15 protein-coding genes and 1 riboswitch are annotated in these 16,101 nt (G+C 66.3%); of the genes, 11 read left to right on the plus strand and 4 right to left on the minus strand.

The genetic code is table 11. The annotated features are described in order from the left end of the window. Positions 1–5: 5 nt before the first annotated feature. The 3 genes from BDW41_RS07500 to metF form a co-directional block, all read right to left on the minus strand. Positions 6–923 carry a branched-chain amino acid transaminase gene (locus tag BDW41_RS07500; RefSeq protein WP_074545910.1) on the minus strand — a complete coding sequence of 306 codons (918 nt, stop codon included), beginning with the start codon at positions 921–923 and terminating at the stop codon, positions 6–8. A 283-nt stretch (positions 924–1,206) separates the two neighbouring features. Continuing rightward, entirely contained in the window at positions 1,207–1,800 is a 594-nt protein-coding gene (locus tag BDW41_RS07505; protein WP_074545907.1) for a DUF4124 domain-containing protein, read from the minus strand. 28 nt (positions 1,801–1,828) lie between these two features. After that, the gene (metF, locus tag BDW41_RS07510; RefSeq protein WP_074545904.1) at positions 1,829–2,656 is read right to left on the minus strand and encodes a methylenetetrahydrofolate reductase [NAD(P)H]; all 828 of its coding nucleotides are present in this window, start codon (positions 2,654–2,656) and stop codon (positions 1,829–1,831) included. Between the two features lie 218 nt (positions 2,657–2,874). Here metF and ccoN point away from each other — a divergent pair, with 218 nt between their 5' ends. The 10 genes from ccoN to BDW41_RS07560 are packed head-to-tail and all read left to right on the plus strand — an operon-like array spanning position 2,875 to position 11,709. Next, positions 2,875–4,320 carry a cytochrome-c oxidase, cbb3-type subunit I gene (ccoN, locus tag BDW41_RS07515; RefSeq protein ID WP_074545902.1) on the plus strand — a complete coding sequence of 482 codons (1,446 nt, stop codon included), beginning with the start codon at positions 2,875–2,877 and terminating at the stop codon, positions 4,318–4,320. A 10-nt stretch (positions 4,321–4,330) separates the two neighbouring features. Beyond that, complete coding sequence (gene ccoO, locus BDW41_RS07520) at positions 4,331–4,972, plus strand: cytochrome-c oxidase, cbb3-type subunit II (protein WP_074545898.1); 642 nt, start codon at positions 4,331–4,333, stop codon at positions 4,970–4,972. 1 nt (position 4,973) lies between these two features. Continuing rightward, positions 4,974–5,114, plus strand: a complete 141-nt coding sequence (locus BDW41_RS07525) for a cbb3-type cytochrome c oxidase subunit 3 (RefSeq protein WP_074545895.1) — start codon at positions 4,974–4,976, stop codon at positions 5,112–5,114. Beyond that, positions 5,111–6,046, plus strand: coding sequence for a cytochrome-c oxidase, cbb3-type subunit III (gene ccoP / locus BDW41_RS07530; RefSeq protein WP_074545893.1), 936 nt, complete (start codon positions 5,111–5,113; stop codon positions 6,044–6,046). The genes BDW41_RS07525 and ccoP overlap by 4 nt, the downstream gene beginning before the upstream one ends. Continuing rightward, a complete protein-coding gene (locus BDW41_RS07535; RefSeq protein ID WP_074545890.1) occupies positions 6,043–6,351 on the plus strand; it encodes a hypothetical protein in 309 nt (102 codons plus the stop codon). The genes ccoP and BDW41_RS07535 overlap by 4 nt, the downstream gene beginning before the upstream one ends. Continuing rightward, positions 6,348–7,901, plus strand: a complete 1,554-nt coding sequence (locus BDW41_RS07540; protein ID WP_074545886.1) for a 4Fe-4S dicluster domain-containing protein — start codon at positions 6,348–6,350, stop codon at positions 7,899–7,901. The genes BDW41_RS07535 and BDW41_RS07540 overlap by 4 nt, the downstream gene beginning before the upstream one ends. Continuing rightward, complete coding sequence (locus BDW41_RS07545) at positions 7,898–8,383, plus strand: hypothetical protein (protein ID WP_074545882.1); 486 nt, start codon at positions 7,898–7,900, stop codon at positions 8,381–8,383. The genes BDW41_RS07540 and BDW41_RS07545 overlap by 4 nt, the downstream gene beginning before the upstream one ends. Continuing rightward, entirely contained in the window at positions 8,344–10,791 is a 2,448-nt protein-coding gene (locus BDW41_RS07550; RefSeq protein WP_233496802.1) for a heavy metal translocating P-type ATPase, read from the plus strand. Before BDW41_RS07545 ends, BDW41_RS07550 begins: the two co-directional genes overlap by 40 nt. Further along, a complete protein-coding gene (gene ccoS, locus BDW41_RS07555) occupies positions 10,788–10,994 on the plus strand; it encodes a cbb3-type cytochrome oxidase assembly protein CcoS (RefSeq protein WP_074545878.1) in 207 nt (68 codons plus the stop codon). The genes BDW41_RS07550 and ccoS overlap by 4 nt, the downstream gene beginning before the upstream one ends. Beyond that, positions 10,984–11,709: a sulfite exporter TauE/SafE family protein gene (locus BDW41_RS07560; protein ID WP_074546383.1), complete on the plus strand. Its 726-nt coding sequence runs from the start codon at positions 10,984–10,986 to the stop codon at positions 11,707–11,709. The genes ccoS and BDW41_RS07560 overlap by 11 nt, the downstream gene beginning before the upstream one ends. A 67-nt stretch (positions 11,710–11,776) precedes the next feature. Here the strand turns inward: BDW41_RS07560 and ahcY are convergent, their stop codons facing one another. Further along, complete coding sequence (gene ahcY / locus BDW41_RS07565) at positions 11,777–13,210, minus strand: adenosylhomocysteinase (protein ID WP_074545875.1); 1,434 nt, start codon at positions 13,208–13,210, stop codon at positions 11,777–11,779. 40 nt (positions 13,211–13,250) lie between these two features. Then, positions 13,251–13,338: riboswitch (S-adenosyl-L-homocysteine riboswitch) on the minus strand. A gap of 224 nt (positions 13,339–13,562) precedes the next feature. Here ahcY and BDW41_RS07570 point away from each other — a divergent pair. Further along, positions 13,563–15,995, plus strand: a complete 2,433-nt coding sequence (locus BDW41_RS07570) for a prolyl oligopeptidase family serine peptidase (protein WP_233496813.1) — start codon at positions 13,563–13,565, stop codon at positions 15,993–15,995. Positions 15,996–16,101 lie beyond the last annotated feature (106 nt).

Raw genomic sequence — 16,101 nt, forward strand, 5'->3', positions numbered from 1 at the left:
GCCGCTCAGAGCGGCTCCAGCCAGCCCCACTGGTCGTTGGTCTTGCCATTGAACAGGCCGAAGAACAGTTCCTGCAGGCGGCGCGTGACGCGGCCGGCCTTGCCGTTGCCGATCTGCTTGCCGTCCACCGAACGGATGGGCGTGATCTCCGCTGCCGTGCCGCACATCAGCAGTTCGTCGCACAGGTAGAGATATTCACGCGGGATATCGCGCTCGACCACTTCGATGCCGTCTTCGCGGGCCAGCGTCTTCAGCGTGTCGCGCGTGATGCCGGTGAGGATGGAGGCGCTGGCGGGCGTGGTGTGCAGCACGCCGTCGAACACCAGGAACAGGTTCTCGCCCGCGCCTTCGCTGAGCAGGCCGGTGGAGGCCATGGCGATGCCCTCGCCAAAGCCCAGGCGACGCGCTTCACGCGCGATCAGCTGGCCGGAAAGATAGTTGCCGCCCGCCTTGGCGCCGGCCGGGATGGTATTGGGAGCAAAGCGCTGCCAGCTGGAAACGCAGGCTTCGATGCCGGTTTCCAATGCCTCGGGACCCAGGTACGGACCCATCGCCCACGCGGCGACGGCCACGTCGATCGGCGTTTCCGCCGACAGGCCGAAGCCGCCCAGGCCGCGGTAGGCCACCGGGCGCAGGTAGGCGGCGGCCAGGCCGTTCTTGCGCACTACTTCGCGGCAGGCGGTCGCGAGCTCGTCCTGCGAGTAGGGCAGCACCATGTCGTAGATCTTGGCCGACTGGTACAGGCGCTTGAGGTGGTCGGTGAGGCGGAAAATCGCCGCGCCATCGGGCGTTGCGTAGCTGCGGATGCCTTCGAAAACCGACGAACCGTAGTGCAGGGCGTGCGCCATCACGTGGACGGTGGCTTCCTGCCAGGGTTTGATGGCACCGTTCTGCCAGATCCAATCGGGGTACTGCTGCGCCATGGGGGATCTCCGGGGAAAAATCGCGCCATGATACCGCGCCTGTCCGGAGGGCGATCTTGCGCAGCACCAAAGCCGCGGGCGTTAGAGCATGTCCAACATCTCCTCAGTCACGCCCGCTCCCCCACCGTCATCCCCGCGAAAGCGGGGATCCAGCGACTTTACTCGCTGCGATAAGGCTTAAAGACACGGGATGACCAGCCCCGCGGCTGTTGAAAGGCGCCTCCCGCTTTCGCGGGATGAGGGTGAGGAGAAATATGCGCCGACGAGAGATTTTGAACAGGTTCTAGCCCGATGCGCGCAGCCAGAGGCAGCCGGAACGTCGCACGATGCCGAAGCGACTTTCACGCGGCGCGCCGCTGCCATCGTTGGAGGCGGTATGCACGATCAGCTGATCGCTCGCGGCGGCGCTCTGCCGCTGCGCTTCCCGGTCGCTCAAGGTGCTGGTGCTGTCCGCTGGCGCGGGATCGTCGTCGTCCGAGGTGCGGATATCCAGCAAGGGCCGCCGCATCAGCGCGCCCAGCGAGCGGATGTCTGCCACAACGGCATTGCGGCCGTAGCCATTCCAGATCATCAGACCGGCCAGGCGGTTCGGGTCGCGCGTGGCGAATGCATCCACCATGCTTTGGCGCAGTTCCCCGAGAGATGTCGCGCAGGTCGTCGCCGGCGGCGCGGCGGTGAGGATGTCCGCTGGTCCTTGCGCTGTCGCGGGCTTCGCCGTCGGCGGCGGTGCGTTCACCGGCGTCGCCTGCAGCGCGGCACAGGGCTGGTCGGTGAACAGCGGATTGCCGTCGGGCCCGATGCAGCGGTGAATGCCGTCCTGCGCCATGGCGCAGAGCGGCAGCAGAAAAAGCAGAAGCGTCAGGGCGGCTCGGATCATCGGGCGAGCTTACGCTTCGCCTCGTCGGTTATCCGTGCAACCGGTCCAGAATCGCGCGCGTGGCGCGGGCGCGGTTCAAGGTATAGAAGTGCAGGCCCGGCGCGCCGCCTTCCAGCAGGCGGCGACACAGCTGCGCCACCACGTCGGCGGCGAGCTCGCGGATGGATGCCGCATCATCGCCGTGCGCCTGCATGCGCTTGGCGATCCAGCGGGGGATTTCCGCACCGCAGGCATCGGAAAAACGCTTGAGCTGCGAGAAATTCGAGATCGGCATGATGCCCGGTACGATGGGCACCTTCACGCCCAGCCGCTGCACGTCGTCCACGAAACGGAAGTAGGCGTCCGCGTTGTAGAAGTACTGCGTGATGGCGCCATCGGCGCCGGCGTCCACCTTGGCCTTGAAGTGGCGAAGGTCGGCCAGCGCGTCGTCGGCCTGCGGGTGCGTTTCGGGGTAGGCCGCCACTTCGATGTGGAAGTGATCGCCCGAGTGTTCGCGGATGAAGCGCACCAGTTCCGAGGCATAGCGGAAATCGCCCGGGGTGGCCATGCCGGAGGGCAGGTCGCCGCGCAGCGCCACGATGCGGCGGTAGCCGGCCGCGCGGTAGTCGTCGAGCAAGGCCTTCAGCTCGGCCCGCGTGCCGCCCACGCAGGAAAGATGCGGCGCCACGTTCAAGCCGTGGGCGGTATGCAGGCGGTGCACCGTTTCGCCCGTGTAGCTGAGCGTGGAGCCGCCCGCACCGAAGGTCACCGAGACGTATTCGGGCGCATGCGATTTGAGCAGCCTGGCGGCTTGGTCGAGCTGATCCCGTTGTTCATCGGTCTTGGGCGGGAAGAACTCAAAGCTGATGGACGACATCGGTACGGTCCCTGGCGAGGTGATGGTCCGAGTATATATCTCTTTTTCGCGATATAGAGATATCTGTTTGTTCCCGCCAGGCCGGAGCCCGTGGCGGCGACCTCCCTGCGACAAACCGCGACAGCGGACTTCCCTTGCGCCCTTGATCCAGATCAATTGGCCATCCAGGGGTGCCCCCCAGACTTCCCGCCGTTCAGTTATGCCTAGGAGTGGGCCTCATGGTGGGCGTCGAGGGGAGTTACAACGACAAGGTCATACGGCAGTTTTCCGTGATGACCGTGGTCTGGGGCGTGGTCGGCATGCTGGTGGGCGTATTCATCGCCGCGCAGCTGTATTGGCCGACCCTCAATTTCGACGTGCCGTGGCTCAGCTACGGCCGCCTGCGTCCGCTGCACACCAATGCGGTGATCTTCGCCTTCGGCGGCTGCGCGCTGTTCGCCACCAGCCTCTACACGGTGCAACGCACCTGCCACGTGCGGCTGATCTCCGACAAGCTCGCCTCCTTCGTGTTCTGGGGCTGGCAACTGGTGATCGTGGCCGCGGCCGTCTCGCTGCCGCTGGGCTACACGCAGGGCAAGGAATACGCCGAGCTCGAGTGGCCGATCGACGTGCTGATCACCATCGTGTGGGTGGCGTATGCCGTGCTGTTCTTCGGCACCATCGCCAAGCGCAAGGTGAAGCACATCTACGTCGCCAACTGGTTCTACGGCGCGTACATCATCACCATCGCCCTGCTGCACGTGGTCAACAACCTGGCCATTCCCGCCGGCTGGATGAAGTCGTACTCGGTCTACTCCGGCGCCGTCGATGCCATGGTGCAGTGGTGGTACGGCCATAACGCCGTGGGCTTTTTCCTGACCACCGCCTTCCTCGGCATGATGTACTACTTCGTGCCCAAGCAGGCCGGCCGCCCGATCTATTCGTACCGGCTGTCCATCGTGCACTTCTGGGCGCTGATCGCCATCTACATGTGGGCCGGTCCGCACCACCTGCAATACACGGCGCTGCCCGACTGGGCGCAGTCGCTCGGCATGGTGTTCTCGCTGGTGCTGCTGGCGCCGTCGTGGGGCGGTGCGATCAACGGCATCCTCACGCTGTCGGGCGTCTGGTACAAGCTGCGCACCGATCCGATCCTGAAGTTCCTCATCGTCTCGCTCTCGTTCTACATGATGAGCACGTTCGAGGGACCGATGATGTCGATCAAGACGGTCAACTCGCTCAGCCACTACACCGATTGGACCATCGGCCACGTGCACGCCGGCGCGCTGGGCTGGGTGGCCATGATCTCCATCGGCTCCATCTACGCCATGCTGCCGCGGCTGCTGCGCCTGCCGAAGATGTACTCGGTCAAGCTGATCGACGTGCACTTCTGGCTGCACACCATCGGCGTGGTCGTCTACATCGCCGCCATGTGGATCGCCGGCGTCACGCAGGGCCTGATGTGGCGCGCCACCGATCCGGATACCGGCACGCTGGTCTATTCCTTCGTCGAAGCGCTGAACGCCACCAAGCCCTACTACGTGTTCCGCCTCGGCGGTGGCCTGATCGTGCTGTCCGGCATGCTGGTCATGGCCTGGAACGTCTTCAAGACCTTCCGCCTGACCGCCGCGAACACCGAGCCGCAGCCGCTGCTCGCCCCCGATGCCGCCGACGCCCGTGCCTGAGGGAACAGACATGAGCCAGACACACGCGAAACTCGAAAAGAACATCGGCCTGATGGCCATCCTGGTGGCCGTGGCGGTTTCCTTCGGCGGCCTCGCCGAAATCGTGCCGCTGATGTTCCAGGCGGAAACCATCAAGCCGCTGCCGGGCATCAAGCCCTATCCCGCGCTGGAGCTCGCCGGCCGCGACGTCTACATTCGCGAGGGCTGCTACAACTGCCATTCGCAGATGGTGCGCACGCTCCGCTTCGAAACGGAGCGCTACGGACACTACTCGCTGGCGGGCGAATCGGTCTACGACCATCCGTTCCAGTGGGGCAGCAAGCGCACCGGCCCGGATCTTGCCCGCGTCGGCCTGCGTGGCTACTCCGACGACTGGCATCGCGCGCACCTGCACAACCCGCGCGACGTGGTGCCGGAATCCAACATGCCGGCTTACCCGTGGCTGGCCGACAACAAGCTGGACGGCGCGGAGGTCGCGCAGCACATGCGCGCCCTCAAGCGCATCGGTGATCCCTACAGCGAAGCGGACATCGCGGGCGCCGCCAAGGCCGTCGAAGGCAAGACGGAGCTGGACGCCGTGATCGCCTATCTGCAGGGCCTCGGCACCCACGTATCGCAGACCGACCTGCAGGCCGGCGAGGGAGCGGAGTGACATGGTGCCAGGACTGATTACAGCCGCGCTGCTCGTGCTGTTCGTGGGCGGCACCCTCTATCTCTGGCGACCCTCCGTGAAACCGGAGATGGATGCTGCGGCCCAGATGCCGCTGGACGATGACAAGGAGGAGATCGCATGACTTCCGCATGGAGCTGGTATGTCATCGCCATCGTGGTGATCAACCTGATCGGTTGCGTCTGGCTGCTGCGCGGCAATACACGACGCAGCCCGACCGACCCCAAGCCCGACGAAACCGGGCATGTATGGGACGGCGACATCACCGAATACAACAAGCCGCTGCCGCGCTGGTGGATCAACCTGTTCTACATCACCATCGTGTTCGCGGTGGGTTACCTGCTGTGGTACGGCGTGGGGACCTTTCACGGCTTCGGCAACTGGAGTTCCCAGAAGGAGCTGGCGCTGGACGAGGCCGCCGAGGACGCGCGCCTCGACGACACCTTGAAGCTCTACGCCGGCAAGCCCATCGACGAGCTCGCCAAGAACCCGCAGGCGGTTGCGCTTGGTCGCACCATCTTCCTCAATCGCTGCGCGGCCTGCCACGGCTCCACGGGCCATGGCGCCACCGGCTTCCCTGATCTCACGGACGATATCTGGCATTGGGGCGGCACGCCGCATCGCATCCTGGAAACCATCCAGGAAGGACGGCAGGCCGTCATGCCTGCGTGGGCCACGACGCTCACCGCGCAGGGTGGACCCACGGCCGTCGATGACACCATCGCGTACGTGCTGTCGCTGTCCAAGCCGGCGCAACCGAAGGATGAAGCCGCCGAACGCGGCGAAAAACTGTTCGGCACCATCTGCGTGGCCTGCCACGGCCCCCAGGGCAAGGGCAACCAGGTGGTCGGCGCGCCGGACCTCACCGACAGCTACTGGCTCTACGGCAGCAGCAAGGCATCGCTGCGCAAGACGTTGAACGACGGACGCCAGGGTGTCATGCCGGCATGGAAGCCCATTCTTGGCGACACGCGCACACGCCTGGTCGGTGCCTATGTGTGGACATTGTCGCCACACAAGGATCCGCCGCCTGCCGGAGCTGTGGTGGCGGAATGATCCACCGGAACACGACCGTGGCCCCTCGTGACGAATCCTTGCCGACTCCGCAGTGCCTGGGCGCACTGCTGTGGCCGAGCTTCTTCGTCGCGGGCGTGGTCACGGTGGTGTTCTTCGCCTTTATCGATCCCATCGCCTTGCGTGACATCACCTTTCCATCGCTGAAGCTCGGCCGGGAACTGGGCTATACGCTGGGCTTCTTCCTGATCTGGCTGGCGACCGCGTCGTCGAGCCTGTTCACCTGGATACTTCTTCGTCCCAGCCGCCAGGTGAAGTCGTCCGCGCGTTCCGGTAAAGCACCATGAGTCGCCGCATTCCCCTGCACGTCGTCGATGACGAGAGCGACTCGTACTACGTCAGCGAACGCAAGGTCTATCCGCGTGACGTGTCCGGCCGTTTCAATCGTTTGCGCGTCGCCGCCGTCATCTGGCTGCTTGGCATGTTCTACGGCTTCCCCTGGCTGACTTGGCAGGGGCGGCAGGCCGTGCTGCTGGATCTTCCGGCGCGAAAATTCCACGTGTTCGGCTGGCTGTTCCTGCCGCAGGATTTCCTGTTCCTGTCGGTGCTGCTGATCATCGCGGCGATGGCGCTGTTCTTCTTTACCGCGCTGGCGGGACGTCTGTTCTGTGGCTATGCCTGCCCGCAGACGGTTTGGACCGAAGTGTCGCTATGGATCGAGCGCTGCTTCGAGGGCGACCGCAACAAGCGCATGAAGCTCGACGCAGGCCCGTGGACGCGCGAGAAGATCGTGCGCAAGAGCGCGCGCCACGCTACATGGGCGGTGTTCTCGCTGTGGACGGGCTTCACCTTCGTGGGTTATTTCAGCCCCATTGGCGATCTCGCGCGACGCATGCCGTTCGGCTGGGGTGGCTGGGAAACGTTCTGGATCCTGTTCTATGCGTTCGCCACCTGGGGCAATGCGGGCTTCCTGCGCCAGCAGGTGTGCAAGTACATGTGTCCCTACGCGCGCTTCCAGAGCGCCATGTTCGACCGCAATACGCTGATCATCGCCTACGATCCGATGCGCGGCGAGCCGCGCGGTTCCCGCAAGCGCGGCCTGCAAAGCGTGCTGGAGCGCGCGCGCGGCCTGCTGGACAAGGTCACCGCCTACGACTACGTGTTCCGCGCCAGCCAGCATCCGTCCGCAGCGGACCACCGCGCCCAGGCGGGTGGCACCATCGCGTTGGCGGGCACGGGGGAGGCCGCCGAGCCGTTGCCGAAGTTCACGCCGGAACAGCTGGGCGATTGCATCGATTGCACGATCTGCGTCCAGGTCTGCCCCACCGGCATCGATATCCGCAACGGCCTGCAATACGAGTGCATTGCCTGCGGCGCCTGCATCGACGCCTGCAACGAGGTGATGGGCAAGGTCGGCTATCCGCAGGGCCTGATCCGTTATTCCACGCAGAACCAGATCGACGGCAAGCCCGGCAAGGTGCTGCGGCCGCGCGTGTTCGTCTACGGCGCGCTCTTGCTCGCCCTCATGGGCGGTTGGCTGTACGGCGTGACCCACCGCAGCCCGCTGATGGCGGAGGTGCTGCGCGACCGCAACGCCATGTACAGCGAAACTCCCGAAGGCAACATTCAGAACGCCTACACCCTCAAGCTGGTGAACAAGGCTGAGCAGCCACATCGTTTCCTGATCGACGTCACCTCGGCGGATGTGCCCGGCATTGGCCTCAACGGTGGCGCGAAGAACGTGAGCGCGCAAAGCGGCGAGGTGCTGTCGGTGCCGGTCACGGTGGAGAGCACTTCCGAGGTGACTGGTCGCCATGAGGTGACGTTCCACGTGCGTGACCTTGACGCGGGCGCGTCGGTCACCGTCAAGAGCAGTTTCTTTGGACCTATGCCATGACCAAGACACGCAGTACCTGGCGCGAGCCCATGGTGTGGATGCTGGTGGGATTGCCGCTGGCGTCGGTGGTGATCGGTTTTGCCCTGCTGTTCGCCGCCGTCCACCCGGGCCGGGAAGACATGGAGACCGTGGGCAAGGTCACCCGGGTGGGCAAGTTGCTGGTCGCCGCGCAGGACCGCGAGCCGCCGTCGGAGGTGGACACCCGCGGCCTGATCCTGCGCCTGAAGGGCGACATGATCGAAGCCGTACCGATGGATGGCGATTTCCCCCGTGGCGGCAAACTTCGCCTGACGCTTTCCTCCAGTGATCCCGCCGTGCAGGGGCGTGTCATCCAGCTGTCGCCGAGCGAGCTGGGATGGCGCGGCGTGGGTTCCATGGACGGTGGCCACGACTGGCTCGTCGAGCTGCGGCCCGACAATGCCACCTGGTCGCTGCGGGGAGAGTGGACGGCACAGGCGCGATTCATCCGCCTTACGCCCTGATCGTGGACGCGATGGTCGACATCGGCAAGGCGGGCCGCGCGACGGCCTGCTATCACTGCGGCGAGACCTTGCCGCCGTTGCCGGTGCGGCTTGATATCAACGGCGAAACCCAGGGTTTCTGTTGCCACGGTTGCGCCGCCGCCGCCGAATGGATACGCCAATCCGCACTGGGCGACTACTATCGCCTGCGCAGCACGGCCGGCACTCGCGTGGAGGACGTGCCCGACCTGTCCAGCTGGGATCGCGATGATCTGCTCGGCGAACACGCGGTGCCTGTCGCGGGTGGCCTGGAAATTACCCTGCTGACCGACGGCATGCGCTGCGCCGCCTGCGCGTGGCTGATCGATCGCGCCCTGCAGGGCGAAGCGGGTGTGCTCGATGCCGGTGCGAATGCCGTCACGGGCCGCATCCGCATCGCCTGGGATCCGACGCGCACGCGCTTGTCGCAGCTGCTGGCCCGACTGGCGATGCTGGGGTACCGGCCATATCTCGCGACCGGTGCAGCGCGCGAGCGCGAGCGTGTTTCCGAGCAGCGCCGATGGCTGATGCGCCTGGGTGTCGCCGGCCTCGGCGCCATGCAGACGATGATGTTTTCCGAAGCCTTGTATCTGGATTTCGGCCACCACATGGCGGGAGCCACGCGCGACTTCTTCCGCTGGGTGGCCTTGCTGGTCGCCACGCCCGTGGTGTTCTACGCCGGCTGGCCATTCCTGCAAGGCTGCTGGCGCGAGCTTCGGCAGCGTCATGCGGGCATGGACACCTTGATCGCGGCGTCCACGCTGCTGGCCTACCTCGCCAGCATGGTGGAGACCATGCGTGGCGGCGCGCAGGTGTGGTTCGACGCCGCGACCATGTTCGTGTTCCTGCTGCTCGCCGCGCGACTGCTGGAGCAGCGTGCCCGGCGCATTGCCAGCGCGCAGGTGGATGCGCTGGCGCGCGCGCGTCCCATGCTGGCGGTGAAGGAGCTCGCGGACGGAAGCCGCATCACCGTGCCCGTGACTTCGCTGGCGGTGGGCGACGTGGCGTGCGTGGCCGTGGGTGAGGTGGTGCCCGTCGATGGCAGTCTGCTCGATGCCCATGCCTCGTTCGAGGAAGCCCTGCTGACCGGCGAATCCCGTGCGGTAAGCCGCACGCGTGGCGCGACGATCTACGCGGGCACCACCTGCCGGGAGACGCCGGCGCGCATCGTGGCCACGCAGGTTGGCAGCGCGACGCGATTGTCGCAGCTCGCCAGGCTGGTCGATCAGGCGCAGTCGCAGCGGCCAGCGCTGGCGCGCGTGGCGGACCGCATCGGCCGGATATTCGTCTCCGTGCTGATCGTGCTGGCGATCGCTGTCTATGTGTTCTGGCGCATGCATGATCCGGCACGCGCGTTCGAAGTCACGCTGTCGCTGCTGGTGGTGAGCTGCCCGTGCGCACTTTCGCTCGCGGTGCCCGCGGCGCTGGCGGCAAGCCATGGCGCATTGGCGCGCATGGGCGTGCTGTCGATCCGTTCGGGCAGCCTGGAGAATCTCGCACGTGCCACCGACGTGGTGTTCGACAAGACCGGCACCCTGACCAGCGTGCAGCTGACGGTGGGCGATGTGCACACGTTCGACGGCTTCGATCCAGTGCAGGCTAGGGACATAGCCGCCGCGCTGGAGCGGGACAGCCGCCACCCCGTCGCCCAGGCATTCGCCGAGGTGTCCACATCGATACTCGTGCAGGACATGCGCGAGCTCAGCGGGCAGGGCGTTACCGGCCGTATCCATGGAAACGTGTGGCGCCTGGGGCGCGCTTCGTTCGCCGCGGGGCGTGAAGACGATGGCCAGCTCTGGCTCGGCAACGGCCGCAACGCCGTGGCCAGGTTCTGCCTGCAGGAAACGCTGCGCCCGCACGCGGCCGAATCCATCGCCGCGATGCAGGCGATGGGTCTGCGCATTCATCTCGCGAGCGGCGATTCCACCAGTGCGGTGCAGCGGCTGGCGAAGCAGTTATCGCTGGGTGAAGTGCGTGCGCGCCAGTCATCGGAAGACAAGCTGGCGCTCGTGCGCGCATTGCAGGCGCAAGGCTGCGTGGTGGCGATGGTGGGCGATGGCCTCAACGATGCGCCCGTGCTCGCCGGCGCCGATGTATCGATTGCGATGGGCGAGGGTGCCGCGCTGGCGCAGCGTGCGGCGGACATGGTGCTGACCGCGCCGTCGCTGCTGCGTATTCCCGCGGCGGTGCAGCTCGCGCGACGCACGCAGCGCGTGGTGCGGCAGAACTTCGGCTGGGCCGTGGGCTACAACCTGCTGGCGCTTCCCCTGGCGATGACCGGCCATGTGACGCCCGCGTTCGCGGCGCTCGGCATGGCGTTGTCGTCCCTGACGGTGACGGCCAATGCGTTGCGGCTGATGCGTGCCTCGGGCAAGCAGGCCGCGTCGTGATCATCCTGCTGATGCTTATTCCGCTGAGCCTGATGCTGCTGGCGTTCGCCATCGGCGCCTTTGTGTGGGCGGTGCGCAAGGGGCAGTTCGACGACATGGATACGCCGGCGCTCGATATCCTCAGCGAGGACGAGCCTGGCGATCGCGCCGTTGTCGCCAAGGCCGAGGCGGTCAACGGCGAAGGCGGTGCGCGTGCCGATTGATCCGCTCGCCTTGTCGGCGGCGCTGCTGAGTGGGTTGCTTGGCGGCGTGCACTGCGCGGCGATGTGCGGCGGCATTGCCACGGGTTTCTCGGTGTGGTCGCCGCGGCACGGACTCATGGCATCGCTGCAGTTGAATGCCGGCCGCGTGCTGGGCTACGCGCTCGCGGGTGCACTGGTCGGTGGCCTGGGCGATGGCTTGCTGCGTGTGTTCGAGTGGCGCGCTTTCGCCATCGCGGCGCGCGTGGCGACGGGGTTGGTATTGATCGTCGTGGCGTTGCGGTTGTTGGATCAGCGTGGCCGCCTGCGCTTTCTCGGACGCCCCGGGGTTCATCTGTGGCGTTGGCTGCAGCCGCTGCAGCGGCGCCTGTTGCCTGCCGATACCGCGTGGCGTCGTCTCCTGGCCGGGATGCTCTGGGGTTGGATGCCTTGCGGCCTCAGCGCAACCATGCTGGCTGCCGCCTGGTTGCAGACGAGCGCCATGAAAGGGGCGGGCACCATGGCCGCGTTCGGTATCGGCACCTGGCTGGTGATGGTGCCGCTCACCTGGTCGGGCGCGCGCGTGGGGCGGTGGTTGCAGCGATCCGGTGCGCGGCGTGGCGCGGCCGCATTCGTGCTGGCGGCCGGCATGCTGACCATGGCCGCACCCTGGCTGATGCAGGTGCCGTCGCTGCACGGCGTCATGGCGTGGCTGGGCTGCGGGCCGGCCATGCGATGACGCCGCTTACGTCGCGCAAAAAAAAGGCCGCCTTCCGGCGGCCTTTTCGATGCACCCGAAGGCGCGATCAGTAGCGGTAGTGATCCGGCTTGTACGGGCCATCCACCGGCACGCCGATGTAGTCGGCCTGTTCCTGGGTGAGGCGGGTCAGCTTCACGCCGATCTGCTCCAGGTGCAGGCGAGCGACTTCCTCGTCCAGCTTCTTGGGCAGGCGGTACACCTTGTTCTCGTAGGTGTCCTTGTTCGCCCACAGGTCTAGCTGGGCCAGCGTCTGATTGGAGAAGCTGTTGGACATCACGAAGCTCGGGTGGCCGTGGGCGCAGCCCAGGTTCACCAGGCGGCCTTCGGCCAGCATGTAGATGCTGTGGCCGGTCTTCTCGAACGTGTAGCGATCCACCTGCGGCTTGATGTTCTCGCGCGACACGCCCTTGGCGGAGTTCAGGCGATCCATCTGGATCTCGTTGTCGAAGTGGCCGATGTTGCACACCAGGGCGTTGTTCTTCATCGCCGCCATGTGCTCCAGCGTGATGATGTCCTTGTTGCCGGTGGTGGTGACGTAGATGTCGCCGATGCCCAGCGTCTCTTCGATGGTGGTGACCTGGAAGCCTTCCATCGCGGCCTGCAGGGCGTTGATCGGGTCGATCTCGGTCACGATGACGCGCGCGCCGAAGCCCTTCAGCGAGTGCGCGCAACCCTTGCCCACGTCGCCGTAGCCGCACACCACGGCCACCTTGCCGGCGACCATCAGGTCGGTCGCGCGCTTGATGCCGTCGGCCAGCGATTCGCGGCAGCCGTACAGGTTGTCGAACTTGCTCTTGGTCACCGAGTCGTTGACGTTGATGGCTGGCACCAGCAGCTTGCCGGCTTCGGCGAGCTGGTAAAGGCGATGCACGCCCGTGGTGGTTTCCTCGGACACGCCCTTCCATTCGGCGGCGATCTTCTTGAACCAGCCCGGACGCTCCGCTTCGGTGCGCTTGACCAGGTCCTTGATGACCTGTTCTTCATGGTTGCCGCTGGGCGTGTTGACCCAGTCGCTGCCTTCTTCCAGCTCCACGCCCTTGTGGATGAACAAGGTGGCGTCGCCGCCGTCGTCCACGATCAGCTGCGGGCCGAGCTCACCCGGGTGGGTGAGCATGTCCAGCGTGCACTGCCAGTACTCCTCCAGCGTCTCGCCCTTCCAGGCGAACACCGGCAGGCCGCCGGCGGCCAGCGCGGCCGCAACGTCGTCCTGGGTGGAGAAGATGTTGCACGAGGCCCAGCGCACGGACGCGCCCAGCTCGCGCAGGGTTTCGGCCAGCACGGCCGTTTCCTTGGTGCAATGCAGGGAGCCGGACAGGCGCACGCCCTTCAGCGGCTTTTCCTTGGCGTAGCGGGCGCGGATCTGCATCAGGCCCGGCATTTCCTCTTCCGCCATGCGGATGCGGCGGCGGCCGAGGTCGGCCAGGGAGATGTCACGAACCTTGAAATCCTGGGGGGCGGAATCCTTGGTGACTGCGTTCATGTGGCTTAGCTCCGGTTGTTGCGACCCGAGAGGTCGCATCGTTGGCCGGGCGCCGTTACAGGAGAAATCCGTCGAGCCTGGCCGGGTTCGCAAGTTGCGTAGCCACGGTCGCAGCGCCCCTCGACGGGACAACGGAGTATAGCGTCCCCGGATGATGGTTTCGTGCCCACGGGCTTGCGCCGGTTCAGTCCGGACCATGACTGATGGCCGGGTTGGCCCGCGCCCAGTCGCGCTAATGTCGCAAGGGTTTACGACACAGGGGACCCCTCACATGGATATGTCGCTCCGACGCCTCGCGCTGGTCGGCCTGCTGCTGGCTGTTTCTCCACAGGTTCCGGCGGACCAGGCGCCCATGGCGCCGGCCGTTGCGCCGGCCTCGGGCTATCTCACCCCGCCCGCGCCGCTGCAGGCGCTGGTGGATGCGCCGCGGCCGCCGCAGCTCTCGATCAGCCCGCACCGTGACCTGCTGGCGCTGACCCAGACGCCGCCGCTGCCGGGCATTGACGTGGTGGCCCAGCCCGAACTCAAGCTCGCGGGACTGCGCATCAACCCGCGCACGTATGCGCAGAGCCGTTTCGTGTTCGGCACGGACCTGTGGCTGATGGATGTCGCCACCGGCAAGGAGATCCGCCTGCAAGGGCTGCCGCAGCCGCTCTCCATCGCCACTTCGTCGTGGTCGCCGGACCAGCGCTATCTCGCCTTCAACCAGGTGAACGCACGCGAGGGCACCAACGAGCTGTGGGTGGTGGACGTGGCGGCGCGCTCGGCGCATCGGCTGATCGCCTTGCCGCTGAATACCGTCGCGGGTCGCGGCTATCGCTGGATGCCGGACAGCAGGCAACTGCTCGTGCAGCTGCGGCCGCAGGGGCAGGGCGCGGCGCCGGTTGCCGGCATCATCCCGACCGGGCCCGACACGCAGCAGACGCAAGCCGGTGGCGGCGTAAAGGCCATCCGCACCTATCAGGACATGCTGCGCAACGAGGACGATGCCCAGCTGTTCGAGTACTACCTGCGCTCGCAGTCCGCGCTGGTGGACCTGGACGGCAAGGTCACTGCGCTGGGCGAGCCGGCGCTGACCCTTTCCATCGCGCCGTCGCCGGATGGACGCTACCTGCTGCGCGAACGCGTGGAGCGCCCGTTCTCCTACCTCGTGCCGGTGGACAGCTTCCCGCGCCGCATCGAGGTGCTGGATCGCGACGGCAAGCTGGTCAAGGAAATCGCCCATCTGCCGCTGATGGAAGGCCTGCCCACCGGCAACGACGCCGTGCCTACCGGCGTGCGCGACATCAGCTGGCGCGCCGATGCTTCGGCCACCCTGGTGTGGGCCGAGGCGCAGGATGGCGGCGACCCCGCGCGCAAGGCGGACATCCGCGACATCGTGCAGATGCAGGCGGCGCCGTTCGATCAGGCGCCGACCACGCTGGCGAAGCTGGGCAGCCGCTACGCGGGTGCGCATTGGGCCAACGGCAGCCTCGCGCTGGTGGAGGAGTTCTGGTGGAAGACGCGCCAGGTCAAGGAATGGCGCGTGTCGCCGGATCAGCCGGCGCAGTCGCCCGTGCTGGTGCGCGAGGGCTCGTCGGAAGACCGTTACCGCGACCCCGGCACGCCCGCGACCATGCTCGACGAGCACGGCGAACCGCGGCTCATCGTCACCGCCGACGGCCAAAGCATCTACCGCCTCGGCGAGGGTGCGTCCCCGCAGGGCGACCGTCCGTTCATCGATCGCGTGAACCTGCAGTCCGGCCAGAGCACGCGCCTGTTCCAGTCGCAGGCACCGTACTACGAAGATCCGCAGATGCTGCTGGATGCGGAAGGCACGCGCGCGCTGATCTCCCGCGAATCGCCCACCGAGCCCACCAACTTCTACGTGCGCGAACTGGGCGCCAACGGCAAGCTGCGCGAGCTCACCCACTTTCCCAACCCGCTGCCGCAGCTCAAGGGCGTGAAGAAGGAGCAGATCCGTTACAAGCGAAAGGATGGCGTGGAACTCACCGCCACCCTGTACCTGCCGCCCAACTACGACCCGAAGAAGGACGGCCCGCGCCCGATGCTGATGTGGGCGTATCCCACCGAGTTCAAATCGGCGGATGCCGCAAGCCAGGTCAAGGATTCGCCGTACAAGTTCAACCGCATCAGCTACTGGGGACCGCAGGCCTTCCTCACCATGGGCTACACGGTGCTGGACAACTTCTCCGTGCCTATCGTGGGCGAGGGCAACAAGGAACCCAATGACACCTATGTCCCGCAGCTGGTCGCCAGCGCAGAAGCGGCGGTGGACGAAGTGGTGCGCCGGGGCGTCGCCGACCGCAACCGCATCGCGGTGGGCGGCCACTCCTACGGCGCCTTCATGACCGCCAACCTGCTCGCGCACACGCGGCTGTTCAAGGCGGGCATCGCGCGCAGCGGCGCCTACAATCGCACGCTGACGCCATTCGGCTTCCAGTCGGAGGAACGCAACTACTGGCAGGCGCCGGACGTGTACAACACCATGTCGCCGTTCAACTACGCGGACCACATCAAGGACGCGCTGCTCATGATCCACGGCGAGCAGGACAACAACTCCGGCACGTTCCCCATCCAGAGCGAGCGCATGTACGCCGCCATCAAGGGCCTGGGCGGCACCGCGCGGCTGGTGCTGCTGCCGAACGAAGCGCATGCGTACCGCGCGCGCGAATCGATCATGCAGATGCTGGCGGAGATGAACAGCTGGCTGGAGATGTATGTGAAGCAGGCGAAGCCGGAGAAGGATGCGGCGAAAGCTGACGCTGGCTCTCCGCGACATTAAGTGACTTTGGGCGCCCTGGGTGTCAGGGGCGCCCTTCTCTTTGCTCGTCATTCCCGCGAAGGCGGGAATCCAGCGTCTTTGGCAGCACCACACCCTGCCGAGCTAA

Source organism: Dyella sp. AtDHG13, from assembly GCF_003201105.1.
Taxonomy (GTDB): domain Bacteria; phylum Pseudomonadota; class Gammaproteobacteria; order Xanthomonadales; family Rhodanobacteraceae; genus Dyella; species Dyella jiangningensis_B.

What these genes read in the sequence shown, in the direction of transcription:
- BDW41_RS07500 (WP_074545910.1), bottom strand. Translation starts at nt 923, where the DNA reads ATGGCGCAGCAGTACCCCGATTGGATCTGGCAGAACGGTGCCATCAAA.
- BDW41_RS07505 (WP_074545907.1), bottom strand. Translation starts at nt 1,800, where the DNA reads ATGATCCGAGCCGCCCTGACGCTTCTGCTTTTTCTGCTGCCGCTCTGC.
- metF (WP_074545904.1), bottom strand. Translation starts at nt 2,656, where the DNA reads ATGTCGTCCATCAGCTTTGAGTTCTTCCCGCCCAAGACCGATGAACAA.
- ccoN (WP_074545902.1), top strand. Translation starts at nt 2,875, where the DNA reads ATGGTGGGCGTCGAGGGGAGTTACAACGACAAGGTCATACGGCAGTTT.
- ccoO (WP_074545898.1), top strand. Translation starts at nt 4,331, where the DNA reads ATGAGCCAGACACACGCGAAACTCGAAAAGAACATCGGCCTGATGGCC.
- BDW41_RS07525 (WP_074545895.1), top strand. Translation starts at nt 4,974, where the DNA reads ATGGTGCCAGGACTGATTACAGCCGCGCTGCTCGTGCTGTTCGTGGGC.
- ccoP (WP_074545893.1), top strand. Translation starts at nt 5,111, where the DNA reads ATGACTTCCGCATGGAGCTGGTATGTCATCGCCATCGTGGTGATCAAC.
- BDW41_RS07535 (WP_074545890.1), top strand. Translation starts at nt 6,043, where the DNA reads ATGATCCACCGGAACACGACCGTGGCCCCTCGTGACGAATCCTTGCCG.
- BDW41_RS07540 (WP_074545886.1), top strand. Translation starts at nt 6,348, where the DNA reads ATGAGTCGCCGCATTCCCCTGCACGTCGTCGATGACGAGAGCGACTCG.
- BDW41_RS07545 (WP_074545882.1), top strand. Translation starts at nt 7,898, where the DNA reads ATGACCAAGACACGCAGTACCTGGCGCGAGCCCATGGTGTGGATGCTG.
- ahcY (WP_074545875.1), bottom strand. Translation starts at nt 13,210, where the DNA reads ATGAACGCAGTCACCAAGGATTCCGCCCCCCAGGATTTCAAGGTTCGT.
- BDW41_RS07570 (WP_233496813.1), top strand. Translation starts at nt 13,563, where the DNA reads ATGGCGCCGGCCGTTGCGCCGGCCTCGGGCTATCTCACCCCGCCCGCG.